The sequence below is a fragment of the Nocardia sp. NPDC004340 genome (assembly GCF_053602575.1).
In genome coordinates, this window is sequence record NZ_JBSGDW010000002.1 from 341,719 (window position 1) to 356,496 (window position 14,778).

Genomic DNA, 14,778 nt, shown 5'->3' on the forward strand with positions numbered 1-14,778 from the left:
CCGCGTCCTTCTCGTCGACTCGATCACGAACGGCTGATCTCCGGCGTCAGGGATTCCCGCGCCATGGTGGCGAGAGTCCCCGCCTGCTGGATGATCTCGGCCAGCGCCGAGGTCACGCCCTGAGCCCCGTTGAGCACCGTGAACTGCCCGACGTGCTCGAACGGCTTCGCCGCCGCGGCCACGATCTCCGGCAGGTGCTCGGCGATCTGCTGGGCGATCACCGCCTCCTGGTTCTGGCTCATCGCCTCGGCGCGCTGCTGGATGCCCGCCGCCTCCGCGGCCATCCGGGCGCGCACGGCGTCGGCCTCGGCCAGACCGCGCGCCTTGATCGCGTCCGCCTCGGCCTGACCGGTGAGCCGGGTCGCCTCGGCCTGCGCCGCCGCCCGCGCCTTGATCGATTCGGCCTCGGCGAGGGCCTGCAACTTCGTCTGCGCCGCAGCGGCTTCCGCGCGCAGCCGGGTCTCCGCGGCGTCGGCCTCGGCCTGACTGATGCGGGCGTCACGGGCCGCGGTGGCCAGAGTCGTCTGCTTGTAGGCCTCGGCGTCGGCGGGCTTGCGCACCTCCACCTGGAGTTGCTGTTCCTTCTGCTGCGCCTCGAGCTGCGCGACCTTGGTCGCCACCTCGACCACCGCCTGCCGGGCGGTCGCCTCGGCCAGCGGGCCCTGCTGCTGGGCGTCCTTGGTGGCCCGATCCACCTCGGCCTGATATCCGGCCTTCTTGATCTGGGTGTCGCGCACCGACAACGCGACCTCCGCCTGCGCCGCCTGCTCCTGCGCGATGGCCTCGCGTTCGGCATTGGCGCGCGCGATGCGGGCGTGCTGCTCCACCTCCGCCTGGTGCGGAATGGCCAGATTGGCGATGTAATTCGATTCGCTGGCGATGGACTGGATCTGGAACGAGTCGATCACCAGGCCGAAAGACTCCATCTCGTGCGAGCAGCGGTCCCGCACCTGCTCGGAGAACTTGTCCTGATCACTGATCATGTCCTCCACGGTCATCGAGCCCGCGATGGCGCGCAGATGACCGATGAACACGTTCTGCACCTTGGTCTCGAGCTCGTCGGTGGGCCGGTCCAGGAACCGCCGCGCCGCATTGGCGATCGAGGTGTAGTCGTCGCCGACCTTGTACATCACCACACCGGTCAGCTGCAGATTGATCTTCTGCCGGCTCACGCACGGCACCACGATCTGGGATTCGTGCGCCTCCAGCGAGATTCGCCGCACCTTGGTCAACCCCGGCGCGACCAGGCACCCGCGCCCGGTGACGATCCGGAACCCCATACTCTCTCCCGACCCGCCCGGCCCCGATCCGGCTCGGAAACCCGAGATGATCAGCGCCTCATCGGGTTCGGCCACGCGCCACGCGAGCCGCAGCAACCCGATTCCGGCCAACAGAACAACGAACACCAACCCGACCAAACCAATGACCAGGATGTCCACGATGCACCTTCATTTCACGGGAACGACTTCGACGGTCCGGCCACCCAGACTGCCGACCACGAGCACCTGAGCGTGCTTGGGAATCGTCGACTCGCTGTCGGCGGCGCGCGCCAGGAACCGTTCGGACCCGGCCCGCACCTCGATCAACACCTCGCCGAGGTGGTCGGGGGTGATCGCGGCCGTCACCCGCGCGAACTTGCCGATCACGTCCGCCGCCATCAACCCCACCCCCCGGAACCGCAGCTGTTCGACACCACAAACGCTAATCCCGCGCCGGACAACCGGAAATTTCCTTTACGAAAAACTAACGGGTGCAACCGGTCAGCGGGCTCCGATACGGACCCTGCATGATGGGTTCATGCTCCCCACCGACCATCTCGCTCAGGTAGACCGTCGTCCCGCCGTGATCGACACCCCGCTCGGGATCGTGGGGTTCGGCGTCACCATCGGGTCGGAGCTGCTGCCCGCCGGTCCGAACACGCTGTGGCGCTTGCCGAACGGGTCGCATCTGCACCGGTGGCGGCATCGGGACGCCACCGTCGACCTGCTGGTCGGGAGCATCGAGATGCCCGCCTGGGACGGGGGCGCGCCAGTCGCGCTGTGGGCCGGGATCTGGCAGGTGAAGGCGCACAGCGCGGTCCCGGGACTGGTCTTCACGGCCGAATTGACCGATCTGCCCGCCGGGACCACCAGCGGACCGGACACCGGGGAGTGCCTCGCGGCGGTGAGCATCGAGAACGACCACTTCATGGTGTGCATCGGCGGCCCCGACTCCGAACTGCTGGCCATGCAGGCCGAGGACGCGCGCCTCATGCCCGGCAGCTGGGCGCACCGGATCCACGCCGACGACCACGACGCCGAATACGGTGTCCGCTACCGGGATCCGGCCCGGATCGAATGGCACCTGCCCGGCCTGGCCACCGATGAGGCCGCTCGCCTGTGCGTGGCCACCGCCTGGTGCCCGCGCGACGACGACCGCCCGGCCGCCTGGTTCGCCGTCGACATCCCCCTCGACACCGCCTACCTCCACCTCACCGCCGACCCGGCCTGATCCGGCCCGGTCACCGCACCAGGCCGCGGCGGAAACCCGCGGGCGACTGGCCGGTCCAGCGGCGGAAGGCCCGGGCCAGGACACGGTGATCGCGATAGCCCAGACGCAGGGCCACCACGCGCACCGGCACGGCCGGGTCGCGCAGCAGAGCGAGCGCCGTATCGCGCCTGAGGGTTTCGAGTTCGGTGCGCCAGCCGGTGCCGTGCTCGGCCAGGCGGCGTTGCAGGGTGCGTTCACTCAGACGGAGAGCGCGGGCGACCTTCTCCAGGCGGACGCCGTCCCCGCCGGAGTCCGGCAGCGTCGCGTACAGAGCCGCGCGGAAAGCGTCCAGCCACCCCGGTTCGGGCGCGATCGAGTTGATGACCTGCTGGGCGTGCGAGCGCAGGATCGCTTGCAGGACAGGGTCACTCGCGGTCTGACCGGCATCGGAGCCCATGAAGGTGATGGCGTCCGCTGCCCGGCCGAAGTGGAGGTTCGCGGTGCCGAGGGCGCGGACCAGGTAGCCGCGGTCCGCCGGGGCCGGGTGGGTGAAGTCGACGCGGACGGGAAGCCCCGCCGCGCCGAAACTCTCGGCGGCGCGGCGCACGATCACGGCCATCACGAATTCCCGGTGCACAGCCTGCGCGGCGCCGGCGTGCGGGAAGATGCCGTAGCGCACGGTCAGCAGCGCGCCGTCCTCGATCACCTCGAGGTCGACGCGGCGGTCGCAGATGGCGTTGTTGTAGCGCGCGGCATCCCGCAGGCCCTCGGCGAGCGTGGGCGCGGTGCCGATCAGGTAGTCCCACACATTGAGCCGTCCGCGCTCGGCCCGCTCGGCGGCCAGCACCCCGGCCTCGGGACCGGCCAGCCCGTACAGCAACTCCCACAGCCGCGACACCTTCAGGGTCGAGATGCGCAGCGCGTCGTCGGACAGCAGCGCCGGATCCTGGCCGAGCAGCCGGGCGAGCTGCTCCTTGTCGGCCCCGGCCCGCAGGGCCGCCTCCACCATCACCCCCACCACATGGGAGGAAACGGTATTGGCCGCGTCGGCGGACCGGTCCAGGGTCGGCGTAGCCATGAATGCCACCTTCTGACGAGATCGAGCGTGGACTCACCGCAACCACATACCCCCCAGAGGTATTCCGACACCGGCGTTTCGAGCGCCATTCCACGCCACGGCGGCCGGGAAGTGGCATCCTTGCGGGGTTCCCGCCCGACGACACCGCGCGCACCGAATCAGGAGCCACCCATGGCCGGACTCGTCCGCATCCGCCACGTCAAGCTGCCGGTCAGCGACCTGGCGCGCAGCGTCGCCTGGTACACCGACCTACTCGACCTGCGCCTGGCCGGGGAATTCCGGGAAGAGGGCGACCTGCGCGGCGCGCAGCTCATGCACCCCAGCGGATTCGGCATCGCGCTGCGCGAACGCGAATACTGCCCCGGGCAACCGGACCTCGGCGGGTTCGACGTCTTCGCGCTGGAAGTCGACTCCGTCGACGACCTGCACGCCTTCGCCGCCCGCGCCGACGAACTCGACTACACCCGCGGCGAGGTCTTCGACCGCGGCGAATACGGCGCGGTCCTCGACCTCTTCGATCCGGACAACACGGTGGTCCGGCTGCTCGCCAACAACCCCTTCCACGCCGGGCGATTCCTCGGCGTGGACACGGACGGCAAGGGCGGATTCACCCTCTACGACCAGCCGACCCTGGAGTGATCCCGCGACCCGGAACGAGACCGGCTCAGCCCAGGCGCTTGCGGACAAAGCCCGCGATCCCCTCGGTCGTCCCGGCGGGCTCGGCATCGCGATTTCCCTTTCCACTCCGGCGTTTTCGCTCTCCGGTGCGGAAACGGCAGCGTGACCGGAATTGTTCCGAGTACCGGGAAACGACAGCGCCCCCGGTCCGTGGACCGGGGGCGCTGCGCATCGTCAGGGTCAGGCCGTGCCGTTGGTGGCTTCCGGCTTGGACTCGCTGCGCGGCGACGCGTCGTCGTCCTCCTGCGCGGCGATTCCGTGCTCGGTGCCCTCGTCGGCTTCCTGATCCGCCTCCGGGTGCTCCGGGGAGAACTCGGCGGGCAGGTTCTTGATGTGCTTGTTCATGTTCCGGATGAGCAGGATCGTGCCCGCCAGCAACACCAGCACGATGACCAGGCCCAGCGGCGACGCCTTGCCGAACTCCGGGCCGGTCGGCGAGTTGTTGGTCTGGGCGAGCAGGGTGAGCATCATCGGGCGGCGTCCTCGGTGTCGGCGTCGTCGATGCCCGCGAACAGGTCGGTCTCCGGGATCGCGGTCTTGACGCGGGTCTTGGCCAGCTCGAACTCCTCGGTCGGCCACAGCCGCTGCTGCATCTCCGTCGGCACCGCGAAGAAGGCGCCGTTGGGGTCGATCTGGGTGGCGTGGGCGCGCAGCGCGTCGTCCCGCGCCGGGAAGTACTTGGCGCACTCGACCTGGGTGGTCACCCGGGCCATGATGTCGCCACGCTCGGCGGCGTACTTGCGCATCCGGTCCATCCACTCCTGCATGGGGAACGGTTCACCGATGCGCTCGTACTCGGCGGCGAAGATCTCGAGCCGGGCCAGGCTGAAGCCGTGGTCGTAGTACAACTTCAGCGGCGTCCAGGGCTCACCCGCGTCGGGGAACCGCTCCGGATCGCCGGCGGCCTCGTACGCCGCGACCGACACCTGGTGGCACCTGATGTGGTCCGGGTGCGGGTAGCCGCCCATCTCGTCATAGGTGGTGATGACGTGCGGCCGGAACTCGCGCACCACCCGCACCAGCGCCTCGGCGGCCTCCGCCAGCGGCACCAGCGCGAAGCAGCCATCGGGCAGCGGCGGCAGCGGATCGCCTTCCGGCAGACCGGAATCCACGAAACCCAGCCAGGTCTGGCGGACGCCCAGCGCCTCGGCGGCGGCGGCCATCTCCTCGCGGCGGACCTCGGTGATGCGGTCCTTGATGCCGGGGGTGTCCATGGCGGGGTTCAGGATGTCGCCGCGCTCCCCGCCGGTGAGGGTGACGACCAGCACCTCGTTGCCTTCGGCGGCATAGCGCGCGGTGGTGGCCGCGCCCTTGCTGGATTCGTCGTCGGGATGGGCGTGCACCGCCATGAGGCGAAGACCACTCACTTCTCGTTCACCTCACCGATCACGTTTTCACCTCGTAGCGTCGAGCTGTATCAATTGGCACGTGCCGAGTCCAGACACAGGCATCGGATATCCATTCCCTATAGTTCCATCCGATCGTTGTTTGTTCCGACCTACCCCCCGGGAGCGTCCCCGATATGAGCGAAAGACCGGCCGACAGGTACGGGATCAAGCCGCGGAAGAACCGCCGCTGGCTGCCCTGGGCCCTCGGACCGATCGTTCTCGTCGGCGGACTCGTGGTCGCCTACCTGGGCTTCCGCACCTACGGGCCGCAGGACATCGAACCGGAACGCCTCGGCTACACCGTCGTCGACGACTCCACCACCACCATCGAATTCAAGGTGACCCGCAAGGATCCCGGCACCGCGGTCGCCTGCATCGTGCGCGCCATGGACGGCGACACCGACGAGGTCGGCCGCCGCGAGATCCTGGTTCCCGGCTCCGACGCTGGCACCGTCCGCATGGACACCACCATCAAGACCGCCCGCCGGGCCGGCGCGGCCAATGTCTACGGCTGCACCGAGCATGTGCCGGCCTACCTGCGCGCCGGGTGAAAAGTCGGGTATGCGACCCGCATTGCCGCTTCTACCAGCGCATTTTCAAATCGTGCTAAAATGACGCGATACACGGTTCCGGCGTTCGGAGCCGTGTTTGCTGCATTGACGGCCGGCGCTGTCGGGACTCTCCCCAGGGATCGCTCTGGCTGTCCACTGCTGCTGTGTGCCCATCTCCGGATGGGTTTCAGCAACGGGCATCAGGGAATCCCGGCTTGCCGGGGACAACTACTAGGGAGTGATCGAGATGACTGAGACCGTGACTTGGCTGACCCCGGAGTCGCACGAGAGGCTCACGAGCGAACTCGGCGCGCTCATCGCCAACCGTCCCGTCATCGCGGCCGAAATCAACGAGCGCCGTGAAGAGGGCGACCTCAAGGAGAACGGCGGTTACCACGCGGCGCGTGAAGAGCAGGGCCAGCAGGAGGCGCGTATCCGCCAGCTGCAGGAACTGCTGAACAACGCCAAGGTCGGCGTCGCGCCCACCAAGTCCGGCGTCGCCCTGCCCGGCTCGGTCGTCAAGGTCTACTACGACGGTGACGAGTCCGACACCGAGACCTTCCTCATCGCCACCCGCGAAGAGGGCCTCGGCAGCGCCGACCTCGAGACCTACTCCCCCAGCTCCCCGTTGGGCGGCGCCCTCATCGACGCCAAGGTCGGCGACACCCGCGAATACACCCTGCCCAATGGCAAGACCATGAAGGTGACCCTGGTCTCCGCGGAGCCCTACCACAGCTGATCAACCGCTGTATCGGCCGAGATGCAAAGGAAGCGCCGCACCGGAATCCGGTGCGGCGCTTCTTTGTGCTGAGACCTAGGCCAGGGCCTGCTCGATGTCCGAGAGCAGGTCGCTGATGTCCTCGATGCCGACCGAGAGGCGGACCAGGTCGGCCGGGACCTCGAGCGCGGAGCCCTCGGTGGAGGCGTGGGTCATGGCGCCCGGGTGCTCGATCAGCGATTCCACGCCGCCGAGGGACTCGGCCAGGGTGAAGATCTTGGTCTTGGAGCAGAACTCCAGCGCCGCTTCCTTGCCGCCGTGCACACGCACAGAGATCATGCCGCCGAAGCGTCGCATCTGCTTCTGCGCGACGGTGTGGCCCGGGTGCTCGGGCAGGCCGGGGTAGATGACCTGGGCGATCTTGGGGTGGTTGGCCAGGAACTCGGCGATGGTCTCGGCGTTGTCGCAGTGCCGGTCCATGCGCAGGGCCAGGGTCTTGATGCCGCGCAGGGTGAGGAAGGCGTCCATCGGGCCGGGGACCGCGCCCGCGCCGTTCTGCAGGAACGCGAACTTGGTGTCCAGCTCCTGATCGTTGGTGATGAGCGCGCCGCCGACCACGTCGGAGTGGCCGCCCAGGTACTTGGTGGTCGAGTGCAGCACGATGTCCGCGCCCAGCAGCAGCGGCTGCTGCAGGTACGGGGAGGCGAAGGTGTTGTCCACGACCAGCTTCGCGCCGCCCGCGTGGGCGACCTCGGCCAGCGCCGCGATGTCACCGACGTTCAGCAGCGGGTTGGTGGGGGTCTCCACCCACACCAGCTTGGTGTTGGGGCGCATGGCCGCGGCCACGGCGTCCACGTCCGAGATCGGCGCGACCGAGTACTCGATGCCCCACTGGGTGAACACCTTGTCGATGAGCCGGAAGGTGCCGCCGTAGGCGTCGTTCGGGATCACCATGTGGTCGCCGGGGCGCAGGTTGGCCCGGATCGCGCAGTCGGTGGCCGCCATACCGGAGGCGAAAGCCCGCCCGTAGGTGCCGGATTCGAGCGCGGCCAGGTTGGCCTCCAGCGCGGTCCGGGTCGGGTTGCCGGTGCGCGCGTACTCGTAGCCGCCGCGCATGCCGCCGACCCCGTCCTGGGCGAAGGTCGAACTCGCGTAGATCGGCACGTTCACCGCACCGGTCTGAGGGTCCGGATCGAACCCGGCGTGCACCGCCCGTGTGGAGAAACCCAGCTGATCGCTCATGCGAACAGCCTAAGGACGCGGCCGGTCCGCCCCGCCTCCGGGTCGGTATCGGCGCGGCGTTGTGGGCGTCGCGCGGGCGGTCCTATCGTGGGCGCATGGTCACCGTAGACGAGCTGTTCGCCATCGACTCCCTGCTCAGTGACGAGGAACGCGCCATCCGCGAGACGGTGCGCGCGTTCGCGGCGGAACGGTTGCGGCCGCGGGTGACCGAATGGTTCGAGGAGGGGACCTTCCCGGCGCGGGAGCTGGCTCCGGAGCTGGGCAAGCTCGGGCTGCTGGGGATGCACCTGGAGGGATACGGGTGCGCGGGCACCTCGGCGACGGCGTACGGGCTGGCCTGCCTGGAGCTGGAGGCCGTCGACTCCGGAGTGCGCAGCATGGTGTCGGTGCAGGGCTCGCTGGCCATGACCGCCATCCACAAGTACGGGTCCGAGGAACAGAAGCTGCGGTGGCTGCCGGAGATGGCGGCCGGGCGGGTGATCGGCTGCTTCGGGCTCACCGAACCCGACTTCGGATCCAATCCGGGCGGCATGCGGACGCGGGCGCGGCGCGACGGGGACGACTGGATCCTCGACGGCTCGAAGATGTGGATCACCAACGGGTCGGTGGCCGATGTCGCCATCGTGTGGGCGCAGTCGCGCGAGGGCGAGCGGGACGTGATCCGCGGCTTCGTGGTGCCCACGGACACACAGGGATTCAGTGCCCGGGAGATGAAACACAAACTGTCCCTGCGGGCTTCGATCACCGCGGAACTCTCTCTCGACGGCGTCCGGCTGCCCGCCGACGCGCAGCTGCCGGAGGCGCGGGGATTGGCGGCGCCGCTGGGCTGCCTGTCGGAGGCGCGATTCGGGATCATCTTCGGCGCGCTCGGCGCGGCCCGCGACTGCCTGTCCGCCGCGATCGAATACTCACGCACCCGTGAGGTTTTCGACAAGCCCCTCGCCGCCTACCAGCTCACCCAGGCCAAACTCGCCGACATGGCGCTCGAACTCGGCAAGGGTGAACTGCTGGCCGTGCACCTCGGGCGGCTCAAGGACCGGCACGTGATCTCCAACGAGCAGATCAGCGCGGGCAAGCTGAACAGCACCCGGGAGGCCATCCAGATCGCGCGCGAATGCCGGACCATTCTGGGCGCGAACGGCATCACCCTCGAGTACCCGGTGCTGCGGCACGCCAACAACCTGGAATCCGTGCTCACCTACGAGGGCACCGCGGAGGTGCACCAGCTGGTGCTGGGCGAGGCGCTGACCGGCTCGAAAGCCTTCCGCTGAGCGGGACTTCCGGAGGAATGCGTGATATATCACACTCGATCCGCGGGCCGCGGGCGGGTTGCTAGCATCGCCGGGTGTTTGTGCCCGGCTCCGCTCTGCTCGTCGTCTCGGCGCGTAAAACCCTGAATCGACTGCAGCGCACCCACGGAGCCCCCGCCCTGGAAGCCGCGGCAGTCTTCCCCGGCGTCAGCGCGGTCATCGACCAGCACGCCGCCGCCGTCCGCGACATCCTCGACCTGGGCGTGGAGAACTCCGGCCTGGTCCCGGTCAGCGTGCTGCTCGCCGGGTACGCCCGCGGCATCCTCGAGGACCTCCGCGAAGCCGAACACGCCGCGCTCCCGCGCTCTCCGCTGGACTGGCAGGACGCCGACTGGCTGCACCTCCGCCTGGCCGCCGTCTGCTCCCTCGCCCGCGCCTCCTGAACCCCGAAACGAGATCAGGGAGCCGCTGAGAGCTCCCTGATCCCGAAAGAGCGTCGGCTACATGTCGCCGCGATCCTGGTCGCCGTGCCGCGGTAGCTGGCCGCCCCGATCGGGGCGCTGCGCCGGGGGCGTCGGCTGATCGTTCTGGGGCGTCTGGCCGGATTGCGGTGGCATCTGGCCGCTCTGCGGTGACGGCATCCGGCCGGTTCCGGGCGCGGGCATCTGACCGGTCTGTTGCGGAGGCATCTGCCCGGTCTGCGGCGGAGGCATCTGACCCGGCTGTTGCTGGGGCATCTGACCCGGCTGTTGCTGGGGCATCTGACCCGGCTGTTGCTGGGGCATCTGGCCGCCGCCCTGCCCGTATCCGCCCTGCTGCTGATACCCCTGCGGTCCGTAACCCATTGCGCCACTGCCGGGTTCGGCCCATTTACCCGGAGGCATCTGGCCCATGCCCTGACCCGCCATGGTCGGCTGCTGCGCCATGGCGGCCCGTTGCGCGGCCATGGCCTCCTGCTGGGCCTGGCGCTGGCGCGCGGCGTCCTCGCGGCCGCGCTGATACGCCTGGGCGTGGCCCTTCACCTCGGGCATCTCGCCCTCGATGGTGTCCAGCCAGCCCGACCATCGCTGCTGCATGGGCCGGATCAGTCCGCCGCCGACACCGACGACGAGGATGCCGCCCACGGTGGCCAGGACGGTGATGAGGATCGGCATGGTGACCGAGGTTCCGACGCCTATCTGATTGAGCGCGGCGATGATGCCGATGCCCCAGATGAACACGGCCGCGATGCGTCCCAGCATGCGGCCGTAGTCGAGGCCGCTCAGCATGTTCGACACCATGTCCTGGACGACGCGGGCGATGGCGCCGGCGATACAGATGATGATGATGCCGACGGCTAGTCGCGGCAGCCAGGCCACGACGGCGTTCAGCATGGTGCTCACCGGATTCGGGCCGAAGACGCCGAAGCCGAGTTGCAGGGTGATCAACAGCACCGCGTAGTACGCCAGCTTGGCGATGATGCCGGTGGCGTCGTAGCTGCCGCGGGCGAGCATGTCCTTGATGCCGCCGCGTTCGACGAGGCGATCGAAGCCGACTCGGTGCAGGATTCGGGTCACCAGCCGGGCCACGAGTTTCGCCACGAACCAGCCGATGAGCAGGATGACCAGGAACCCGACGAATTTGGGCACCCAGGTGGCGATGGAACTCCACGCGTCGGAGAGCCCTCGCCCGATCTGGATATCGATAGCCGAACTCGAGGTGTGCATGACCCCGTCCCTTCGCTATCTGTTCCGGCCGGGTTGCCGGAACTGCTCCACGGGGCCGTTATACGCCGAGTCGATCCTCGGATCCGGCTGTTTGCGAAAGTGTTGCCCAATCGGATCGGACAGCCGCCCAAAGACGACGAATGGCCCGCCCCTCATCGGGCGGGCCATCGTGTGTCGTCGAACGCCGGAGCGGTGGATCAGTACGCGCTGTTGACGTTGTCCATCGAGCCGTAGCGGTGCGCCGCGTAGTTGCAAGCGGCGACGATGTTGGCGACCGGATCCCAGACGTCGAAGGGGGTGCCGTCGACGTGGTAGGCGGCGAAGGTCGGGTCGATCACCTGCAGCAGGCCCTTGGACGGGATGCCCATGGCGGCGTTCGAGTCGTACAGGTTGATCGCCTGCGGGTTGCCGCTGGACTCCCGGATGATATTGCGGAAGATGCCGTCGTAGCTGCCGGGGATGCCGCGCTGGGCCATGATGTCCAGCGCCTGGCGGATCCAGCCGTCCAGGTTGTCGGCGTAGACCGGCGGCGCGGGGGCCGGGGCCGGGGCCGCCTCGGGAGCGGGAGCGGGCGCGGGGGCCACCTCGGGCTGCGGGGCCGGCATGGGGGCCGGAGCCGGAGCGGCGGCCTGGTGCTCGCCGGCCGACGCGAACTTGACGGCCGCGGCGGGCGCGGTGGCGGCGGCCAGGGTCTGCTTCAGCGCAGCGGGCTCGACATCACCGTTGGCGGCGCCGGCGGCGGTGAAGATGGAGCCGAACACGCCGAGGGCGAGAGCGGCGGCACCGGCCGTCCGAGCGGTGGCAACTACCTTGCTACGTTTGGCAGGGTCACTGAGAGCAGACATAACATTCTTGGGCATGGCGAATTTGGATTCCTGTTCGGTTTCGGGCTCGCGGGCCTGAAATGGCAGCGCTTGGTCACGCGGGCGTCTACCGACGCTCACCTGCACACTGCGGGCTGTTGTGGATGCTGTTGTGAAACCCGTTACGGGTCAATTGAATTGGCGCCCTACCTAGAGGGCTGCAGCGAGGACGACGGCCTCCCGGCCGTGGCCCTCAGCGCACCGATGTGGTGATCACGTTCCGCATGTGTGTTCACATCTCCTTGCGCCATCCAGACTTGCGGTCTGTTTCCGACAAGGTCACAGCTTGGTTGCGCATAGTGAACACAGCTTGAATCAAAGGTTAACGAAAAGTGAACTGGCCTCAGATGCACGTCCGGGACCTGCATTAATACATGCGGTGACCTGGTGATTCAATTGAAACCGTTAAGTGTTTCAGATCACAGAACAATTTCGCCCTCCGATCGCGATATACCGACATTTGGCATATTTCGCGGCGTTTACCGTCGTTTCGGATGCGTTTGGTAACGGTCCAGCAAATCACATCAGTTATCTCAAATCACACACGTCGCAGTTCTCACGGCCGATAAAGACCCCGCAACGATGTACCGCGCCGATTAGCGTCGGAACATGGCATCCATCCAGGTCACCGAGGTGCTGGCGGCCCTGTCGCTCACCGTTATGCGACCGAATCGCCCGAGGGCGCGCCCGTCGCGGTCCGCTCGGTCTGCGAGGTGAGCCGGGCGCTGGGACCACGCCTGGGGCGGCCGGAGGCGGCCGTCCTGGCCTCACCGAGGTCAAGGCACGCTGGGACCGGCCTCGGCGCACCCGATCGGCGCCGCGGGGACCAGCTCTCGCTGCCGGGCCGCATCCTGCACCTGGCCGAACAGGCCATGCTCGCCTGCCGCGGCCGCGACCGCGACCGGGCGGCGAGTCTGGCAGAGCTGCGCCGCCGCGCGGGCGGACACCTGGATCCCGACCTCGTGGCGGTGTTCGCCGCCGACCCGGACGCCGTCTGGGGCGTACTGGACCAACCGGACCTGCTGACCGCGGTGGTGAGCGCCGAACCCGGGCTGCCCACCGTGATCCGGCCGCAGGACCGCGATCATCTGTGTCGGTCCCTGTCCATCGTGGTGGATCTGAAAGGCCGCTACCTGCTGGGACATTCGGCGCACGTGGCCGAACTCGCCGACGCCGCAGGCGAACTCGCGGGCCTGACCGCCGCCGATCGGGCGAGCCTGCGCGCCGCCGCCCTGCTGCACGACCTCGGCCGCGCGGGTGGATCTGCTTGTCCCGCACCATAATTCACCAGCAGCCGCATTACTGGTCGAGCACAAGACGAACCGCCCGCCGGAACCTTCACGGTTCCGGCGGGCGGTGAGACTTCGCGGTCGGCTAGACCAGCACGTCGGTGCTCAGGAAGCCCAGCAGGTCGTGGCGGGTGATGACGCCGACCGGCTTGCCGTCCTCGACCACCATCAGGGCGTCGGTGCTCTCGAGCAGCTTGGTCGCGGCCGAGACCAGCTCGCCCGCGCCGATCAGCGGGAAGGCCGGGCTCATGTGCATGGAGACCGGGTCGGTCAGCTTGGCGCGGCCCTCGAACACGGCCGAGAGCAGATCGCGCTCGGTGACCGAGCCGGCGACCTCGCCCGCCATCACCGGCGGCTCCGCGCCGACGACCGGCATCTGCGAGACGCCGTACTCGCGCAGGATCTCGATGGCGTCGCGCAGGGTCTCCTGCGGGTGGGTGTGCACCAGGTCCGGCAGCTCACCGGACTTGCCACGCAGCACGTCGCCCACGTGCACCTCGCTGGCGGTGCCGTCCAGGCGCGAACGCAGGAAGCCGTAGGAGCTCATCCACTGGTCGTTGAAGATCTTCGACAGGTAGCCGCGGCCGCCGTCCGGCAGCAGCACGACCACCACGGCGTCCGGGTCGCGCTCGGCGACCTTGAGCGCCGCGACCACGGCCATACCGCAGGAGCCGCCGACCAGCAGGCCCTCCTCGCGGGCCAGGCGGCGGGTCATCTCGAAGGAGTCGGCGTCGGAGACGGCGATGATCTCGTCCGGGATGGCCGGGTCGTAGGCGGTCGGCCAGAAGTCCTCACCGACACCCTCGACCAGGTACGGGCGGCCGGTGCCGCCGGAGTAGACCGAGCCCTCCGGGTCCGCGCCGACGATCTTGACCTTGCCGCCGGAGATCTCCTTGAGGTACCGGCCGGTGCCGGTGATGGTGCCGCCGGTGCCGACGCCCGCCACGAAGTGGGTGATCTTGCCCTCGGTGTCGCGCCAGATCTCGGGACCGGTGGTCTCGTAGTGCGATTCCGGGCCGCCCGGGTTGGAGTACTGGTCCGGCTTCCAGGCGCCCGGGATCTCGCGGACCAGGCGGTCGGAGACGTTGTAGTAGCTGTCCGGGTCCTCCGGCGCGACCGCGGTCGGGCAGACCACGACCTCGGCGCCGTAGGCGCGCAGCACGTTGCGCTTGTCCTCGCTGACCTTGTCCGGGCAGACGAACACGGTCTTGTAGCCGCGCTGCTGCGCGACCAGGGCCAGGCCCACACCGGTATTGCCGGAGGTCGGTTCGACGATCGTGCCGCCGGGCTTCAGCAGCCCGGCCTTCTCGGCGGCGTCGATCATCTTGACGGCGATGCGGTCCTTCGAGCTGCCGCCCGGGTTGAGGTATTCGACCTTCGCCGCCACCAGTCCCGAGTTCGGCCCCACCACGGAGTTCAACCGGACGAGCGGGGTGTTTCCGATCAGATCGACGACATGGTTAGCGATGCGCATACCCATCATCGTTGCAGAAAGGAGATGCGGGCCTTCGCGCACGTCGGCGATATCACGCTTGCCGGAAATTAC

Annotated in this window: 16 protein-coding genes; 7 read left to right on the forward strand and 9 right to left on the reverse strand. The window is 68.7% G+C overall.

Annotated elements, in window-relative coordinates:
- Nucleotides 1–23 precede the first annotated feature (23 nt).
- Both ACWEOI_RS09100 and ACWEOI_RS09105 read right to left on the reverse strand, forming a co-directional pair.
- Nucleotides 24–1,406: a flotillin family protein gene (locus tag ACWEOI_RS09100; RefSeq protein ID WP_452359329.1), complete on the reverse strand. Its 1,383-nt coding sequence runs from the start codon at nucleotides 1,404–1,406 to the stop codon at nucleotides 24–26.
- Nucleotides 1,407–1,448: 42 nt separating this feature from the next.
- On the reverse strand, nucleotides 1,449–1,658 hold the full coding sequence (locus ACWEOI_RS09105) for a hypothetical protein (RefSeq protein ID WP_357091767.1): 210 nt from the start codon (nucleotides 1,656–1,658) through the stop codon (nucleotides 1,449–1,451).
- 139 nt (nucleotides 1,659–1,797) lie between these two features.
- On the opposite strand from ACWEOI_RS09105, the gene ACWEOI_RS09110 reads away from it, so the two are divergent.
- A complete protein-coding gene (locus ACWEOI_RS09110) occupies nucleotides 1,798–2,490 on the forward strand; it encodes a hypothetical protein (protein WP_452359330.1) in 693 nt (230 codons plus the stop codon).
- Between the two features lie 10 nt (nucleotides 2,491–2,500).
- On the opposite strand, the gene ACWEOI_RS09115 is transcribed toward ACWEOI_RS09110, so the two are convergent.
- Nucleotides 2,501–3,547 carry an AraC family transcriptional regulator ligand-binding domain-containing protein gene (locus ACWEOI_RS09115; protein ID WP_452359331.1) on the reverse strand — a complete coding sequence of 349 codons (1,047 nt, stop codon included), beginning with the start codon at nucleotides 3,545–3,547 and terminating at the stop codon, nucleotides 2,501–2,503.
- A 171-nt stretch (nucleotides 3,548–3,718) separates the two neighbouring features.
- Here ACWEOI_RS09115 and ACWEOI_RS09120 point away from each other — a divergent pair, with 171 nt between their 5' ends.
- Nucleotides 3,719–4,186 carry a VOC family protein gene (locus ACWEOI_RS09120; RefSeq protein ID WP_433668212.1) on the forward strand — a complete coding sequence of 156 codons (468 nt, stop codon included), beginning with the start codon at nucleotides 3,719–3,721 and terminating at the stop codon, nucleotides 4,184–4,186.
- Nucleotides 4,187–4,405: 219 nt separating this feature from the next.
- On the opposite strand, the gene ACWEOI_RS09125 is transcribed toward ACWEOI_RS09120, so the two are convergent.
- Both ACWEOI_RS09125 and mca read right to left on the reverse strand, forming a co-directional pair.
- Nucleotides 4,406–4,693: a hypothetical protein gene (locus tag ACWEOI_RS09125; RefSeq protein WP_379095766.1), complete on the reverse strand. Its 288-nt coding sequence runs from the start codon at nucleotides 4,691–4,693 to the stop codon at nucleotides 4,406–4,408.
- Nucleotides 4,693–5,574: a mycothiol conjugate amidase Mca gene (gene mca, locus ACWEOI_RS09130; protein WP_433673478.1), complete on the reverse strand. Its 882-nt coding sequence runs from the start codon at nucleotides 5,572–5,574 to the stop codon at nucleotides 4,693–4,695. Before mca ends, ACWEOI_RS09125 begins: the two co-directional genes overlap by 1 nt.
- A gap of 173 nt (nucleotides 5,575–5,747) precedes the next feature.
- Here mca and ACWEOI_RS09135 point away from each other — a divergent pair, with 173 nt between their 5' ends.
- Both ACWEOI_RS09135 and greA read left to right on the forward strand, forming a co-directional pair.
- Nucleotides 5,748–6,164 carry a DUF4307 domain-containing protein gene (locus ACWEOI_RS09135; RefSeq protein ID WP_357091780.1) on the forward strand — a complete coding sequence of 139 codons (417 nt, stop codon included), beginning with the start codon at nucleotides 5,748–5,750 and terminating at the stop codon, nucleotides 6,162–6,164.
- 247 nt (nucleotides 6,165–6,411) lie between these two features.
- The gene (gene greA / locus ACWEOI_RS09140) at nucleotides 6,412–6,903 is read left to right on the forward strand and encodes a transcription elongation factor GreA (RefSeq protein ID WP_433668214.1); all 492 of its coding nucleotides are present in this window, start codon (nucleotides 6,412–6,414) and stop codon (nucleotides 6,901–6,903) included.
- 75 nt (nucleotides 6,904–6,978) lie between these two features.
- On the opposite strand, the gene ACWEOI_RS09145 is transcribed toward greA, so the two are convergent.
- Entirely contained in the window at nucleotides 6,979–8,124 is a 1,146-nt protein-coding gene (locus tag ACWEOI_RS09145) for a cystathionine gamma-synthase (RefSeq protein ID WP_379274514.1), read from the reverse strand.
- Between the two features lie 95 nt (nucleotides 8,125–8,219).
- Here ACWEOI_RS09145 and ACWEOI_RS09150 point away from each other — a divergent pair, with 95 nt between their 5' ends.
- Nucleotides 8,220–9,395, forward strand: a complete 1,176-nt coding sequence (locus ACWEOI_RS09150) for an acyl-CoA dehydrogenase family protein (RefSeq protein WP_452359332.1) — start codon at nucleotides 8,220–8,222, stop codon at nucleotides 9,393–9,395.
- Nucleotides 9,396–9,469: 74 nt separating this feature from the next.
- Nucleotides 9,470–9,817 carry a DUF6401 family natural product biosynthesis protein gene (locus tag ACWEOI_RS09155; protein ID WP_433668217.1) on the forward strand — a complete coding sequence of 116 codons (348 nt, stop codon included), beginning with the start codon at nucleotides 9,470–9,472 and terminating at the stop codon, nucleotides 9,815–9,817.
- Between the two features lie 57 nt (nucleotides 9,818–9,874).
- Here ACWEOI_RS09155 and ACWEOI_RS09160 read toward each other — a convergent pair whose 3' ends face one another.
- Nucleotides 9,875–11,080 carry a mechanosensitive ion channel family protein gene (locus ACWEOI_RS09160; protein WP_452359333.1) on the reverse strand — a complete coding sequence of 402 codons (1,206 nt, stop codon included), beginning with the start codon at nucleotides 11,078–11,080 and terminating at the stop codon, nucleotides 9,875–9,877.
- Nucleotides 11,081–11,277: 197 nt separating this feature from the next.
- Nucleotides 11,278–11,925: a transglycosylase SLT domain-containing protein gene (locus ACWEOI_RS09165; protein ID WP_433668221.1), complete on the reverse strand. Its 648-nt coding sequence runs from the start codon at nucleotides 11,923–11,925 to the stop codon at nucleotides 11,278–11,280.
- Nucleotides 11,926–12,656: 731 nt separating this feature from the next.
- Here ACWEOI_RS09165 and ACWEOI_RS09170 point away from each other — a divergent pair.
- Complete coding sequence (locus tag ACWEOI_RS09170) at nucleotides 12,657–13,226, forward strand: hypothetical protein (RefSeq protein WP_452359334.1); 570 nt, start codon at nucleotides 12,657–12,659, stop codon at nucleotides 13,224–13,226.
- A 91-nt stretch (nucleotides 13,227–13,317) separates the two neighbouring features.
- On the opposite strand, the gene ACWEOI_RS09175 is transcribed toward ACWEOI_RS09170, so the two are convergent.
- A complete protein-coding gene (locus ACWEOI_RS09175; protein WP_433668223.1) occupies nucleotides 13,318–14,706 on the reverse strand; it encodes a cystathionine beta-synthase in 1,389 nt (462 codons plus the stop codon).
- Nucleotides 14,707–14,778: the final 72 nt, after the last annotated feature.

What these genes read in the sequence shown, in the direction of transcription:
- ACWEOI_RS09160 (WP_452359333.1), bottom strand. Translation starts at nt 11,080, where the DNA reads ATGCACACCTCGAGTTCGGCTATCGATATCCAGATCGGGCGAGGGCTC.
- ACWEOI_RS09110 (WP_452359330.1), top strand. Translation starts at nt 1,798, where the DNA reads ATGCTCCCCACCGACCATCTCGCTCAGGTAGACCGTCGTCCCGCCGTG.
- ACWEOI_RS09175 (WP_433668223.1), bottom strand. Translation starts at nt 14,706, where the DNA reads ATGCGCATCGCTAACCATGTCGTCGATCTGATCGGAAACACCCCGCTC.
- ACWEOI_RS09165 (WP_433668221.1), bottom strand. Translation starts at nt 11,925, where the DNA reads ATGTCTGCTCTCAGTGACCCTGCCAAACGTAGCAAGGTAGTTGCCACC.
- greA (WP_433668214.1), top strand. Translation starts at nt 6,412, where the DNA reads ATGACTGAGACCGTGACTTGGCTGACCCCGGAGTCGCACGAGAGGCTC.
- ACWEOI_RS09120 (WP_433668212.1), top strand. Translation starts at nt 3,719, where the DNA reads ATGGCCGGACTCGTCCGCATCCGCCACGTCAAGCTGCCGGTCAGCGAC.
- ACWEOI_RS09150 (WP_452359332.1), top strand. Translation starts at nt 8,220, where the DNA reads ATGGTCACCGTAGACGAGCTGTTCGCCATCGACTCCCTGCTCAGTGAC.
- ACWEOI_RS09105 (WP_357091767.1), bottom strand. Translation starts at nt 1,658, where the DNA reads ATGGCGGCGGACGTGATCGGCAAGTTCGCGCGGGTGACGGCCGCGATC.
- ACWEOI_RS09115 (WP_452359331.1), bottom strand. Translation starts at nt 3,547, where the DNA reads ATGGCTACGCCGACCCTGGACCGGTCCGCCGACGCGGCCAATACCGTT.
- mca (WP_433673478.1), bottom strand. Translation starts at nt 5,574, where the DNA reads ATGGCGGTGCACGCCCATCCCGACGACGAATCCAGCAAGGGCGCGGCC.
- ACWEOI_RS09145 (WP_379274514.1), bottom strand. Translation starts at nt 8,124, where the DNA reads ATGAGCGATCAGCTGGGTTTCTCCACACGGGCGGTGCACGCCGGGTTC.
- ACWEOI_RS09135 (WP_357091780.1), top strand. Translation starts at nt 5,748, where the DNA reads ATGAGCGAAAGACCGGCCGACAGGTACGGGATCAAGCCGCGGAAGAAC.
- ACWEOI_RS09125 (WP_379095766.1), bottom strand. Translation starts at nt 4,693, where the DNA reads ATGCTCACCCTGCTCGCCCAGACCAACAACTCGCCGACCGGCCCGGAG.